This is a genomic window from Stenotrophomonas sp. 1278 (genome assembly GCF_029892765.1).
Lineage (GTDB): Bacteria > Pseudomonadota > Gammaproteobacteria > Xanthomonadales > Xanthomonadaceae > Stenotrophomonas > Stenotrophomonas indicatrix.
This window is the reverse complement of record NZ_JARXWD010000002.1, coordinates 262,401-275,747: the sequence shown is the minus strand read 5'-3', so window position 1 is coordinate 275,747 and position 13,347 is coordinate 262,401. Positions and strand designations below refer to the sequence as shown.

The window sequence follows — 13,347 nt, the reverse complement described above, 5'->3', positions numbered from 1 at the left end:
TCGCCTGCATAGACCCGCATGGTCAAAGCGTCGTGCCTGCGATGCAAGCACGACGCATCCAACAGCGTTCATCAAGCGGCGTTGCGCCCCAGCTGCGTGCCCGGCGAGGCGCGCAGCCCCCGCAGACTGCCGGCCACGGCAGGCGTCAGCGGACGGTCGCGGCGTTTATTGCTGACGTGGCGACGATAGTTGGCGGGCGTCATGCCGACGATGCGCAGGAACAGCCGGCGGAATGCGCTCTGATCAGCGTAGCCCACCCCCCAGGCAACTTCGTCGATGCTGGCGCCCTGCTGCAGCAACGTCTGCGCCTTGGCCACGCGCAGTCGCTGGCAGTACTCGATGGGCCGCAGCCCGGTCGCCTTCAGGAAACGGCGTTGCAGGGTCCGCGGTTCCAGGCCGGAGATCTCACAGATTGCCCCCAGCGTCGCCCCACGTGCAGCCGTGGTATGCAGCCAGCGCTGCGCCTTCAGCACGTCACGGTCACCATGGGCGAAGTTGGCACTGAATCGCTCGAGATCCTGCTGGATCCCCACCGGCACCACTATCCCCAACTGCTGTGCCACCGCGCTGGCCACGCCCTGGCCGTGCAGCCGGTACAGCAGGCGCAGACCGAGGAAGCGCCAGGCCTGGGCCCCGCCCACGGTGAGCAGATCGCCATCATCGACGAGTGCACGCTCACTGGGTGCCCAGCCGCCAACCTGCACCTGCAGCGCCGGATGGCGGTTGAGGTCAGGGCCTGACACCGTGCGCCCCGTCAACAGACCCGCCCGTGCCAGCACACTGACCCCGTCACCTGCGGCGGCCAGCAGGCTGCCGCCGTCGTAGTGGGCCCGCAACCAGTCCAGCAGGACATCCTCGGCGCGCAGCGACGCACCGGAACTGACCTGGCCCGGCAAGGCGATCACTGCGGGAATTGCCGCGTCCAGCATTTCGGCACCGGCAATGCGATGCACGCCGGTATTGCTGGCAGGCACAATCCAGCGGGTGACCAGCACCCGCTTGCAGGGCCGTCGCTGCTGCTGCGCCAGACGATTGGCGACGTGCGCCATTTCGGCAAGCACCGATGCAGCCGACGGGTCGCCTCCGGGGTATTCAACCACTGCAACCTCGACGAATCCTTCGTTGCTGATTCCCTCCACTCCCCACCTCCTCTTCCGGTTCAGGCCGTCGAGCGGCCGGTTCAGGTTGAGGGTAGGAATTGCTTTGCCCCGGGGGCTATGAAGAAAGTTGCAAAGTGTGCTGAATGGGCGACGCAGGCAAAGCCTTGACTCTTGACCAGAGTCCAGGGATGACTATGCACGGCAGGTCCAGAGGAGTCCGCCGTGAACATTGGTCAGTTGGCACGCCAGGCCGGCGTCCCCATCGACACCGTCCGCTACTACGAACGTCAGCAGCTTCTGCCCACCGCGGCACGTACGGCAGGTGGCTATCGCATCTTCGGCGAGCAGGATCTGCGACGCCTGCGCTTCATCCGCCGGGCAAAGACTCTGGGCTTCAGCCTCGACGAGATCGGTGAACTGCTTTCCCTCAGCGATCATCCTCCGCAGGACATGGGCAGCGTGCGTGACACCGCGCGGATTCGACTGCAGGACATCGAACTGCGGATGGCCGAACTGCAGCGCATGCATGGCGCCCTCTCGCAACTGGTCGATGCCTGCCCCGGACATGGCGCGCTCGACCAGTGCCCGATCCTGGCCGCGCTGACCGGCGAAGACCACTGAGCGCCTGGCGTCTGCGTCGACACATGTGCTGCCTGGCAGGCGGAAATCGCCTCCGCGCCATCGCGCGCCATGTGTAGAAAAGTGCAACAAAGCGCTTGCCAACCCCCGGGGGCACGGCTATTATTTCGCTCCTCAGCGACGTGGGGCCATAGCTCAGCTGGGAGAGCGCCTGCATGGCATGCAGGAGGTCAGCGGTTCGATCCCGCTTGGCTCCACCATACTTTCGGCATTAGGCCGTCGAAAGGTCGCAAAGAACATTGATGAGATCTGCGTCCCCATCGTCTAGAGGCCTAGGACATCACCCTTTCACGGTGGCGACCGGGGTTCGAATCCCCGTGGGGACGCCACTCATCATGAACAACGAGGACCCGGCCGATAACCGGGTCTTTTTTGTTCACCGCCCACCGGCATTCAGGTTGTGGCGTCGGAACGCTCCTGCCCTTGTGGCAATGAACGATTCGATGAAAAAGCTTCAAAAAAAGCTTCCACAAATGTGAACAGGCAGGTATGATAGGCGGCTCGGTAACACGGGGCCATAGCTCAGCTGGGAGAGCGCCTGCATGGCATGCAGGAGGTCAGCGGTTCGATCCCGCTTGGCTCCACCACTTTCGGCATTAGGCCGTCGAAAGTTCTACAACTTGAAGTTTTTCGTGCGTCCCCATCGTCTAGAGGCCTAGGACATCACCCTTTCACGGTGGCGACCGGGGTTCGAATCCCCGTGGGGACGCCAATCTTTGAAACCCCGGCTTCGGCCGGGGTTTTTCTTTGCCTGCGATTCCCTGGTGACCGCGTTTCAGAACCGGCGATACATGCCGATCGAGGCTGGCGCGGTCGCCGCAAAGCCAAACTGCGCATACAGCCGATGTGCCTCGCCATCGGCCAACAGACTCACATACGCCGACGGCGGCAGGTTGCCCTGCATCCAGTCGCTCAGACGCTGCATCACCGCCTTGCCCAGACCCTGCCCCTGCAGGCGCGGCAGCACGGCGATATCGCAGACCTGCAGGTGGCAACCACCATCGCCGATGATCCGGCCCATCGCTACCAGCTCGCTGCCCTGGTAGGCACAGACACCGAAAACGGTATTGGGCAATGCCCGCGTCGCCGCCTCTTGGGTCTTTGCACTGAGCCCGGCCAGCGCACGCAGCTGGCAGTAGTCCTCAACCGTCGGCACCGCCTGACGGAAATGGATCGTCTCTGGATCATTCATGCAACGTCTCCTGGAAGGTCGAGCTATCCTGCCGCATCCACGTCGCAGCCGCTGCGACCCATCTTCCGGCAGAGTCCCATGTGCTATTCCGCCCTGATCCGCGCCGACTACGCCAAGCTGGTGCGCGAGTTCGGCGCCGTCCTCTCCCTGGAGGAGTTCGCCGAACTCTATGCGCATGATCCCGGCAAGAAACGACCGAAAACGCCGAAAGCGATGGACGACGGATTTGCCGGTGCGCGCACCGAACTGGGCCGCGACATCGTGGCGAAGATCCAGCAATGGCATGCACAGGAGCGGCAACAGCTGCAGGCTGAGCTGGAGCGGCAGCTTGAGCGTCGCGACATCGCCAATGCAACCCTGGCCACCCGTCCCACGCAGAAAGCGCGCAATGACCTGCGCGTTGCCGGCAACCGCATCGACCGCGCGCAGGCACGGCTGGACGACCTGCATCGGGAACAGCTGCTGCCACGCGACAACCGTATTTTTCCTGGCACCTACGCGCCGGTGATGGTCAGCGAGAATGGCCGGCGCGTGATCAAGCCGATGCGCTATCAATGCCGGCTTCCGGACAAGCCCGCGCGCAACGATGTCCTCTATCCCGGCACCTACAATGCGCGGCGGGACAGCCTGGAAGGCTATTGGCGCGGGGCCTTCGGACTGCGCCACGGCGTGGTGGTGGTACAGGCCTTCTACGAGCACGTTCCTCGCCACGCCATTGCCGGCCGCACCCTGCACAACGACGAGAAGGAACAGGACGTGGTGCTGGAGTTCCGCCCTGATCCGCCGCGCGACTTGTTGCTGGCCTGCCTGTGGGCGGAATGGGAGGGCCCGGAAGGACGCCTGCTGTCGTTCGCCACCATCACCGATGGACCGTCAATCGATGTTGCCGCTGCCGGCCATGACCGGGGCGTACTGCCGATCCGCGCCGAGCATCTGGACGCATGGCTCAACCCGGACCCGGACAACCTGGCGGCGCAGTACGCCATCCTCGACGACCGCGAGGAGATCCGTTATGTCTACGAAGAAGCCGCCTGAGCAGTCGGATCAGGCGTTGGCGCTGGAACGCCCCACTGCGCGGACCAATGCCTTGGACAGCTCCGCCGACAGATAGGGCTTGATCAACAGCACCCCCGATCGCATCGCGACTGGCAGTTGTTCGGCAGTCATGCCGGTGGCGAGCACGAACGGCACCCCGCGCGCGGCCAGCGCCGCAGCGACCGGTTCACTGGTCTCGTTGTGGGCCAACCGGTAATCCAGCAGGGCCACGTCAGGGCTGGCCTCTTCCAGCAGGCGCAGTGCCTCGGCAACGGACGCGGCAAGACCAACGACCAGAGCACCGGAATGCACCAGCTGCATCTGCAGCAGCGCCGCACTCATCTCGTCGTTCTCCACTACCAGCACCCGCAGGTCCTGCAACGCTGACATAGGCTATCGCTCCGTGCCTGTTAAGCGTTGCCAGTATAGCCAGCAGTCGGCCGATACCGACAATTTGAAGCCATTTCGGCCCCGTTCGCCCGCACCTCTATGAACGCCCGCCCGGCTCGGGTACACTAGCCCGCTGCTGCCGGTGTGGCGGAATGGTATACGCAGCTGACTCAAAATCAGCCGGGGGTGACCCCATGAAGGTTCGAGTCCTTTCACCGGCACCACAAGCCTTGCAACGCGAGGCTTCCAGAAGGAATGGCGGAATGGAGTCGTGAATCAGCCGACTCCGGCCAATTCTCCTCCCCACTTCCCCTCTCGATCGTCCTGTCACCGCCGCAGTTGCTGCAGCACCGCCCTCCCGTTGGGACGCAGATAGACGTCGCCGGTCTTGGTGTCCAGCAGGATGTTGAAATTCCGAAGAACTTCACTTCCGATCGTGCCATCGCCACTGGAGCCGTCTTCGTCGATGGTGAAAGACACCTTGGGCTGGTCCAGACGAATCCCCTGAATATCCGCCGAGGGAACGCGAACGTCGACCGCGCGGATCTTCCTGCCTGCGCTCCCACTGAACTGTGACGTTCCGATCTTCTTCGTAAGAACATCCTGGAGGTTGTGTCGGGAACTGTAGGAATACCCCAGGTCGATGGTCCCGTTGCTGCCGGTATCCAAAGAGAGCCACGCCTGGAGTGATGCGTTCTCCGCATGCAACGTCACTTCGACAGCGGGAATGTTGTCGATCCATCGCGTGTTCATCCTGGTGTATCCCGCCGTGCTGGGCAAAGTGCCATGCACGAACAGGGTCTTCTTGTCGTAGTCGATCTCGACAACGCTCCCCTCGAAGAATTTCCAGCCGAGAACTGCATCGAAGGGCCGATTCTGGTAGTCGATTACTGCGGCGCCCAACGTTCTGCTGGCATCGCCGAGAGCAACCGTGTTGTTCGTACTGTAGTCAACCAACGTCGTGCCGTCCGCGCCGGTGTTTTCGGATTGATCGTCGATTTTCATACCAGCCAGTTCGCTTGTAGCGACCGACACGGCCATACCGTCCGCCCCCGTGTCCACCAGGAAACGGAGGGGGCGCGAATGATTGATCGTGCCTTCGGCATATATTCGATGGTCCTTGCCCAGCTCGAACGGGATCGCGATGGTCTCCGCGGAGACGGCAGGAGCACCACAAAGGGCAGTCACCGCGAGAAGGGCAAGAAACCGGATACGGCAGATCCTGGACATTGGCAGTTTCCGTTGGGCAAGGCATGAGTCCATGCTCCGCCTTGGATGCGCCACCGGGCCAAATGGTTTAATGCGAAGCTTGGCTTGGCCGCGATCGCGAGCCGGCGTATAACGCAAAACTCCGGCATCAAGGAAGCTGTAGACTTCGGCTCCATGGAAAACGGGCGTTAAGGATTCGAGCATGGCCGACACCGGATTGTTCCTCCTCAGCGATGTTTTCGGGCAGGAAGACGACAGCGGCCGTCTGCTGCAGGTAACCCAGGTGGTGTGTCGTTGTCTGGAATGCTCGTGCCGGTTCACCGGGCGGCCCAACGAAGGCCTGATCGATCTCCCCGGTGGCGCAATTCTCAGTTGCCCCAAGTGCCCCAATCGGCAGGCTATCAGCCTGGCCAGATTCGCAGACTTTCTGCAGAAGAACGTTTGACGCTCGGGCGTCCAGCGCTTTGACCGGTCCTGCTTGATCAAGCGGCGATGGCGTAAGGTTCGACCAGCGCCCTCAGCCTGTCCGTTTAGGCAGAATCCATAGCGCTTCAGCTCCAAGACTCTTGCTGAATCCGCACTCTCGTCACAAGATCAACCCGCTCCACCCTGCAGCATGCATTGAGTCTTCGGTACACGGCCATGCCAGACACAGGTCTTTTCTACGTTCTCAACATCGACCCGATGCGCGATCAGCAGGGGAACATCCAAAGCGTCATCGCCATCAGCGTCCGGTGTAACAGTTGCCAGCACGTCACTCACTCGACAGGCCCCGACCTCCAATCCATACCGGGCGGTACGCTGCTCGCTTGTGCCCAATGCGGAGGGCGCCAAGCCGTCAGCAACGCCCGCTTGGTCGAGTGCGATCACACCTTGGCCGCCAGAGCGGACTCATGAATCAGTCCGGTGCCTGGGTAGGCCCTTCCCAGCCATCAAGGTACCTGGGTAGATCGTCGAGAACGTCGACCACGCGCTGCCGATAGGGACACGGTGACTGAGCAGAGACGGGCGATCCCGGAGTTTACTGCCGTTCCAGAGCAAGCCACCGTTGCGTTGGCCGGGTCGGCCGGCGCCGCCCCATAAGCCAGCGCGGGCCGGCGCCCTACACCACCCGCAGCGCCGGGGAATGCACGCCATGGCCATGCCCTGCCCCCGCGTGCACACGGAACCCTGCCACCGTCTGCAGCAGCTGCGAAGACTGCTCTTCCATGCTGCGCGCGGCCGCTGAGGCCTCTTCCACCAGCGCTGCATTCTGCTGCGTGCCCTGATCGATCAGATCCACCGCGTGGTTCATCTGCTGGATGTCATCGCTCTGCTGCTGCGCAGCCGCGCTGATCTCGGTCATCAGGTCGCTGACGCGACGCACGTCGACCACGATCTCGTCCATGGTCCGGCCGGCGCTCTCGACCTGTGCCGTTCCGGCACCGACGTTGGCAACAGACGCATCGATCAGCTGCTTGATCTCCTTTGCCGCACCCGCCGAGCGATGCGAGAGCTCGCGGATCTCGGTGGCAACCACGGCGAAACCACGACCATGCTCACCGGCACGCGCCGCTTCCACCGCCGCGTTCAATGCCAGGATGTTGGTCTGGAAGGCAATGCCATCGATCACACCGATGATGTCGACGATGCGACGCGAGGAAGCATTGATCACCTCCATCGTCGAGACCACGTCATGAACCACCTGGCCACCCCGTGCGGCCACATCGGCGGCGCCGCCGGCCAGTTGGCTGGCCTGGCGCGCGTTGGTCGCGGTGCGCTGCACGGTCTCGGCCAGCCCCTTCATCGACACGGCGGTTTCTTCCAGAGAGGCAGCCTGCTGTTCGGTACGCTGGGAAAGGTCGTTGTTGCCTTCGGCGATCTCGCTCGCACCGACCGCAATGGTGTCTGCGGCGAACTTGATCTGACCGATGATGGCCGCCATCGCCTCGACCAGCGCGTTGACGCCACCGCATAGCTCGGCGATCGGGCCCGTCTTGTCGGCCATGCCGATGCTCCGGGTCAGGTCGCCCTCCTTTGCCGACGCCACCACTTCGCGCGTCTGCGCGACGGCGCGCTGCATGGCCTGGCTCTCATGCACCTGTGCGGTGATGTCGGTGGCGTACTTGACAACCTTGAACGGCCGGCCACCGGCATCAAGGATCGGGTTGTACGACGCCTGGATCCACACTTCACGACCACCTTTGCCCAGCCGCCGGTACTGGCCTGCGTCGTACTCGCCGGAGCCGAGCTTTTCCCAGAAGCGCCGATACTCGACACTGGCCCGGTAGTCGGGCTCGACGAACAGCGAATGATGCTGGCCACGCACCTCTTCCAGCGTATAGCCGGTGGCGGCCAGGAAGTTCGCATTGGCCGCCAGGATGCGGCCATCCATGCTGAACTCGATGACCGCCTGCGATTTGTCGATGGCGGCCAGCTGCCCCGCCGATTCGGCCGCCTGCTGCTTCTGCGCGGTGATGTCGGTGGCGAACTTGACCACCTTGTACGGCCGACCGTGCTGGTCAAGCACCGGGTTGTAGGAGGCCTGGATCCAGATTTCGCGCCCCCCCTTGCCGAAGCGCCGGTACTGACCTGCATCGAACTCACCGCGGCCCAGCCGCGCCCAGAAGTCGCGGTATCCGGTACTGCGCGCGTCCTCGGGATCGACGAACAGGGAATGATGCCTGCCCTGGATCTCATCCAGGCGATATCCCACTGCCTGCAGGAAGTTGTCATTGGCCTGCAGGATGGTGCCGTCGAGGGCGAACTCGATGACCGCCTGCACCCGGTGCAATGCGGCCACCTGGGCCTCAAGCTCGACGTGCCGCCGATGCTGCTCGGCCACCTCCGTGGCGCGGCGCTGCCTGCCCAACACCCCCCGCAGCGCGCGCAGGGGAGACCAACGGGTGAGCACTTCGACCGGCGCCTGAGCACCTTCCATGGAGCCTGAAATAAGCATCGTCTGATCCTCGGTGTCCGGGTAGCGGTTGCGACCCGCCGGGCGGGATGCCCGGCGGCAACTTCGATTGCCTGGGACGTGCAGACGCCGACCGGCGTCACTCGAGCGACTGGCAGAAAACAGTACGGCAGCTGCGATCGTCATCAAACAGCGGCGAGGCACACGGCACGGGCCGCGCATCGGAGGCAGCCTCGGGTCGGGCGGCGGGAGCCTGCAGCGGGCTCCAGAGAAGGTAACGGCGCGACGGCCAGCAACTTTAGGGGGCCAGCCCCTGGTCGGCAGCGCGCCGCAGAACCCAGCGCAGCAGCATCGTTGCCAGCACCGCCGGCAGGTAGCCCAGACTGCCGCAGACGACCAGCAGGGACGGCCCCGCCAGCGGCCCGCCTCCGCCCAGGATCCAGCTGCGGGTGGCGAGGATGTACAGCGCGAACGGCACCAGCAGCAACGGTGCCAGCCGCAACAGCTGCCACCGCCACCTCCCCGGCCCGATCCAGCCGGCCAGTGCACCCAGCACGGCACCCGCGGCTACGATGGTGGCGATTTCATCCATGACGCGCTTCCGGAAGTCTTCCAGCCACCATTCTGGACCAGCGCTGACGGAAAGGGGATGCGGCAGGCACGCAGAAGGTTGCAATGACCATCGGGACATCCCTTGCCTGCGCACTGCCGGCAGCATGTGCCCACTGAATGGATTTTTCCTGGGAGGCAGCATGCTTCGACGCTTGAACGCCATCATCATCCTCAGTCTCTGCAGCGCAGGCGCATTGGCCAGCGACGCGGGCTTCCGTCCCAGCTTCCATCCCGACCAGCTGAAGGGGCCACCCGCCGGTCGCCACAACGAAGTACTGGTGCTTGGGACAGCACATCTGTCGGAACTGCCAAAGGCCTTCGAGCCGACCATGCTGGAGCCCTTGCTGCAGCGCCTGGCGCGTTGGCGCCCGCAGGCGATTGCCACCGAAAACCTGTCCGGCCTGCAGTGCGACTTCATGCGTCGCAATCCCAGCCGCTATGCCGAAAGCGTTGAAACCTACTGCTACGACACCGATGAGGCCCGCGTCGCCACCGGCCTCGACGTGCCCAGCGCCAACGCCGAGATGGGGCGCCTGCTGTCGGCATGGCCGGCAAGCCCGACAGCCGCGCAGCGTCGACATCTGACCGCGGTGTTCCTGGCCGCTGGCGAGCGCGGATCGGCGCAGGTGCAATGGCTGCGCCTGCCTGTGCAGGAGCGCGTCGCCGGCGACGGGCTGGATGCTGCGCTGGTCGAGATTCTCGACAAAAGCCTGACCCGTCGCAATGAAACCAACCTGGTGGCCGCAGTCCTCGCTGCCCGGCTGGGACTGGAGCGCCTGTGGGCAGTGGACGACCACACCGCCGATTCGCCAACCCCGCCCAAGGACGAGAAAGCAGCACGCGAAGCGATCATGTCGGCCTGGGACAATCCGCACGCAAACGCACGGCGGGACGCCGACGAGCCGCTGTATGCCAACATCGGCAAGGTCGATGGCGTGCTGGACCTGTATCGCGCCTACAACCGCCCCGGCGTCGGCCTGCAGGCCTACCAGGCCGATTTCGGTGCTGCGCTGGTCGAACCCTCACCCCAGGGCTTTGGCCGCAACTATGTGGGCTACTGGGAAACCCGCAACCTGCGCATGGTCGCCAACATCCGCGAAGTGCTGGGCCAGCGCCCGGGAACGCGCCTGCTGGCCATCGTTGGCGCTTCGCACAAAGGCTACTACGAGGCCTACCTCACATGATGCACGACGTGCAGCTGGTGGATGCCGAAGAGGTGCTGCGCTGAGGCCCTGCGGCGCGCGCCTACAATGCTGCGTTTCCTGCACGGGAGTTCCAGCATGCTCAAGGTCATCGCCGAGGATTTCATACATCCTGAAGCGGTCGAAATCGTCCTGCCGCTATACCGCGAGCTGGTTGCCTGCACGCGGAGCGAACCTCTGTGCATCGCCTACGACCTGTTCGTCGACCAGAAGGATCCCGGCCACTTCATATTCATTGAGCAATGGCCGGATCGCGCAGCGCTGGACACCCATTGCGCAACCGAGCACTTCCGCCGCCTGGTTCCCCTGATCGACGCGCACCAGCGCAGTCCGGGCACGTTCCTGCTGATGGATCCGGCTGCGCTGTAGCCGTCCGCCGCCTGCCCTGCGCTGCGTGCAGATCAAGGGCGTTGCCGCGCATCACGACGCGCAGCGCGCCAGAGCACCAGGCTGGTGGCGACGATGCAGCCCAGGGTGACCAGCAGCATCAGCGCCACGCCCCACTGCACCACGGGGACCAGCATCCGGGCCTGCTGGTCGTTGCGCAGCTGCTCCAGCCGGAGCCAGCCGGAGAGAGCCAGGGACCAGCCGACAACGGCCGGCGCATAAGCACGGACTGCACTCGGGTTCCAGGACGTCATGTTGTTTTCCTGCCAAGGTGGGGCGTTGGCGCAGTATTCGCCGCGCCCCTCTCACAGGCTGAGATCAGCCGTCGCTGAGGTCGCCGCCGTCCGCCGGCGAGCTACCGGGCAGTTCGCCGGTTTCGCCCTGCACCTGCACATTGTTGCGACCCATCGCCTTGGCCCGGTAGCACTGGGCATCGGCGGCGGCGACGGCCTGGTCCACGCTCATGCCGGCGGCAAGCGGTGCGATGCCGATGCTGGCGCCGATCCGCAGCTGGTGCTGGTCCCACGGAATGGACAGGTTGGCCAGGGTTTGCAGCAACTCGCCGCCGATGCGCGCCGCTCGCCGCGGGCTGCACCCGGACAGGATCACCGCGAATTCGTCACCGCCCAGACGCGCCACCACATCCGAGTCGCGCACACCATGGCGCAATACGCTGGCCACGGCCCACAGCACGGCGTCGCCGGCCAGATGACCAAAGGTATCGTTGACCGGCTTGAAGCGGTCCAGATCGATGTACATCAATGACGCCGCCTGCCCGGTCCGCTCGACCCGGGTGATCGCCTGCTGCAGATGCACTTCGAAGCCGCGGCGATTACCCAGTTCGGTCAGCGGGTCCATCTCCGCCAGGTGCCGTGCCTCGCGCTCGCGTGCACGCTGCTGGGTGTCATCGCGCAGGACCCACACCGCACCACGCACCTGGCCCTCGTCGTCGCGAAGCCAGGCCCGGGTCAAGTCAACCGGCACCACGGCGGTGCCCAACTGCAGCAGCAGATCGGCATGCAGATCCACGGCGTTGCTTTCCGGATCCAGCAGCACGCTGACGTCGAGCTGCGATTGCGGTGCGTATTCGGTGGTCAACGACAGCACGTCCTGCACGAGATGCCCGGCCAGCGACAGCGCTCCATCGCCGGCAAGCATTCGCACGGCGGCCGCGTTGGCATATTCGATGTGGCCATCCAGGGCCACGCTGAGTACCAGGTCGGCAACCGCATCCAGGGTGATGCGGCTGCGCTGCTCGCTTTCGAACAGGCGCTGCTCGCTGCTGCGCTGGGCGCTGACATCCTGGATCTGCGACACGAAATGCAACGGTTCACCGCGCTCATTGCGTACCAGCGATACCGACAGCCGTGCCCAGATGGTGTTGCCCTCACGGCCCAGGTAACGCTTTTCAAGGTGATAGTGCGTGCGTCGCCCCGCCAGCAGGTCCTGCACCAGGGCCAGGTCGGTCTGCAGATCGGCCGGATGGGTCAACCGCTGGAAATCGACCTGCAGCAGTTCCTCGCGCGTGTAGCCGAGAATGCGGCACAGCGCATCGTTGACATCCAGCCAGCGCCCTTCCAGCGACACCAGCGCCATGCCCAGTGCCGCCGACGTAAACGCACCGGCGAATTTTTCCGCCGCAAGACGAGCCTCGGCGCGCGCCTGCAGGATCTCGGTGATGTCGATGGCCATGCCGACATAGCCGATGCGCTCGCCATGGGCGCCATCCATGCGGCTGATTGACAGGCGTACCTGGCGACGCTGACCGTCCTTGCGCAGCAGTGTCCACTGCCGCGAATACGTCTGGCCCTCGGCACGCGCACTGAGTGCCTCGAACACACCCGGAACCTGTCCATCAGCGGTCGCCAGCGGTCGCAACCACGCCTGCAGTTCAACCGGGTCGTGGAAGGCATCCAGGCGGCGCGTACCCACTACTTCAGCGGCGGTGTAGCCGAGCAGGCGCTGCGCGCCGGTATTGAAAATGGTGATGATGCCATCGGTGTCGGTCGCGATCACCGCGACTTCGTCTGAAGCATCCACCATCGCCTGCAGGCGCTGCCGCATTTCGGCCGCGTCCTGGCGCGCCTGCTGCAGTTCGGTGACGTCGGCATGGGCGCCGGCCATCCACAGTGGCCTGCCCTGCCCGTCCCATTCGAATACCCGTCCGCGATCGTGGATCCAGATCCATTCGCCATTCCTGTGGCGCATCCGCAACAGGCAGACATAGTGGTCGGTGCGGCCATCGAAGTGGTCCTGCAGGGCCGCATCGGACAGCGCCAGATCATCCGGATGGACCAGCGCGATGAAGGTCTTCTGGCAGATCGGTTCAAGTTCGTCCAACCGGTAGCCGACGATCTCGGCCCACCGTTCGTTGACCCGCATCTGCCCGCTCTGGACGTTCCATTCCCAGGTGCCGGCCGCGGTGCCCTCGATGATCATCGCCAGGCGGCGGCGCTCTTCGGCCAGTTCCTGCAGCCGGCGCTCCAGCAGTGCGTTGCCGCTGTTGCCCTGATCGGCCATCAGCCGCCTCTCCTGCCGACGCAGCTGCCCGCAGGCCGTGGCGAGCCACAGCGGTCACGGAACAGGGCGGATGGTGCTGACGGCATGGCCTCCCCAGCGACAGCAGGGGCCCAGGCGCCCCTTCCGGCGCAAGTGTGCGCATTGCCGGGGAACATCGACAAGTCC

General features: G+C 64.6%; 12 protein-coding genes, 5 tRNA genes and 1 pseudogene. 10 read left to right on the top strand and 8 right to left on the bottom strand.

Annotated features, from left to right (window positions below):
• Positions 1–71: 71 nt before the first annotated feature.
• Positions 72–1,139: a helix-turn-helix domain-containing protein gene (locus M2299_RS03485; RefSeq protein ID WP_025879239.1), complete on the bottom strand. Its 1,068-nt coding sequence runs from the start codon at positions 1,137–1,139 to the stop codon at positions 72–74.
• A gap of 183 nt (positions 1,140–1,322) precedes the next feature.
• Here M2299_RS03485 and M2299_RS03480 point away from each other — a divergent pair, with 183 nt between their 5' ends.
• From M2299_RS03480 to M2299_RS03460, 5 genes are all read left to right on the top strand, one after another.
• Positions 1,323–1,721, top strand: coding sequence for a MerR family transcriptional regulator (locus tag M2299_RS03480; protein WP_280883877.1), 399 nt, complete (start codon positions 1,323–1,325; stop codon positions 1,719–1,721).
• A gap of 142 nt (positions 1,722–1,863) precedes the next feature.
• A tRNA-Ala gene (locus M2299_RS03475) sits at positions 1,864–1,939 on the top strand.
• A gap of 53 nt (positions 1,940–1,992) precedes the next feature.
• Positions 1,993–2,068: transfer RNA gene (locus M2299_RS03470), tRNA-Glu, on the top strand.
• Positions 2,069–2,250: 182 nt separating this feature from the next.
• Positions 2,251–2,326, top strand: a tRNA-Ala gene (locus M2299_RS03465).
• Between the two features lie 49 nt (positions 2,327–2,375).
• Positions 2,376–2,451, top strand: a tRNA-Glu gene (locus M2299_RS03460).
• Between the two features lie 63 nt (positions 2,452–2,514).
• Here M2299_RS03460 and M2299_RS03455 read toward each other — a convergent pair.
• Positions 2,515–2,931 (bottom strand): GNAT family N-acetyltransferase, encoded by a 417-nt coding sequence (locus M2299_RS03455; protein WP_280883876.1) that lies wholly within the window; start codon positions 2,929–2,931, stop codon positions 2,515–2,517.
• Between the two features lie 78 nt (positions 2,932–3,009).
• On the opposite strand from M2299_RS03455, the gene M2299_RS03450 reads away from it, so the two are divergent.
• Positions 3,010–3,966, top strand: a complete 957-nt coding sequence (locus M2299_RS03450) for an SOS response-associated peptidase family protein (RefSeq protein WP_170919579.1) — start codon at positions 3,010–3,012, stop codon at positions 3,964–3,966.
• Between the two features lie 9 nt (positions 3,967–3,975).
• On the opposite strand, the gene M2299_RS03445 is transcribed toward M2299_RS03450, so the two are convergent.
• A complete protein-coding gene (locus tag M2299_RS03445) occupies positions 3,976–4,356 on the bottom strand; it encodes a response regulator (protein WP_025879243.1) in 381 nt (126 codons plus the stop codon).
• A 138-nt stretch (positions 4,357–4,494) separates the two neighbouring features.
• Here M2299_RS03445 and M2299_RS03440 point away from each other — a divergent pair.
• Positions 4,495–4,580: transfer RNA gene (locus M2299_RS03440), tRNA-Leu, on the top strand.
• A 103-nt stretch (positions 4,581–4,683) separates the two neighbouring features.
• Here the strand turns inward: M2299_RS03440 and M2299_RS03435 are convergent.
• A complete protein-coding gene (locus M2299_RS03435; protein WP_280883910.1) occupies positions 4,684–5,769 on the bottom strand; it encodes a retropepsin-like aspartic protease in 1,086 nt (361 codons plus the stop codon).
• Between M2299_RS03435 and M2299_RS03430 the strand changes: the two genes are divergently transcribed.
• Positions 5,768–6,010, top strand: coding sequence for a hypothetical protein (locus M2299_RS03430; protein WP_032976177.1), 243 nt, complete (start codon positions 5,768–5,770; stop codon positions 6,008–6,010). The two genes, M2299_RS03435 and M2299_RS03430, sit on opposite strands and share 2 nt — an antisense overlap.
• Positions 6,011–6,667: 657 nt before the next feature.
• Here M2299_RS03430 and M2299_RS03425 read toward each other — a convergent pair.
• Entirely contained in the window at positions 6,668–8,503 is a 1,836-nt protein-coding gene (locus M2299_RS03425) for a methyl-accepting chemotaxis protein (protein WP_099784582.1), read from the bottom strand.
• Between the two features lie 256 nt (positions 8,504–8,759).
• The gene (locus M2299_RS03420; RefSeq protein WP_025879246.1) at positions 8,760–9,053 is read right to left on the bottom strand and encodes a hypothetical protein; all 294 of its coding nucleotides are present in this window, start codon (positions 9,051–9,053) and stop codon (positions 8,760–8,762) included.
• A 160-nt stretch (positions 9,054–9,213) separates the two neighbouring features.
• On the opposite strand from M2299_RS03420, the pseudogene M2299_RS03415 reads away from it, so the two are divergent.
• Both M2299_RS03415 and M2299_RS03410 read left to right on the top strand, forming a co-directional pair.
• A pseudogene (locus M2299_RS03415) lies at positions 9,214–10,301 on the top strand (DUF5694 domain-containing protein).
• A gap of 52 nt (positions 10,302–10,353) precedes the next feature.
• Positions 10,354–10,644: a putative quinol monooxygenase gene (locus M2299_RS03410; RefSeq protein WP_099784588.1), complete on the top strand. Its 291-nt coding sequence runs from the start codon at positions 10,354–10,356 to the stop codon at positions 10,642–10,644.
• A 32-nt stretch (positions 10,645–10,676) separates the two neighbouring features.
• Here M2299_RS03410 and M2299_RS03405 read toward each other — a convergent pair whose 3' ends face one another.
• Positions 10,677–10,916, bottom strand: a complete 240-nt coding sequence (locus tag M2299_RS03405; protein WP_099784589.1) for a hypothetical protein — start codon at positions 10,914–10,916, stop codon at positions 10,677–10,679.
• A gap of 64 nt (positions 10,917–10,980) precedes the next feature.
• Positions 10,981–13,182, bottom strand: coding sequence for a PAS domain S-box protein (locus M2299_RS03400; RefSeq protein WP_280883875.1), 2,202 nt, complete (start codon positions 13,180–13,182; stop codon positions 10,981–10,983).
• Between the last annotated feature and the right edge of the window lie 165 nt (positions 13,183–13,347).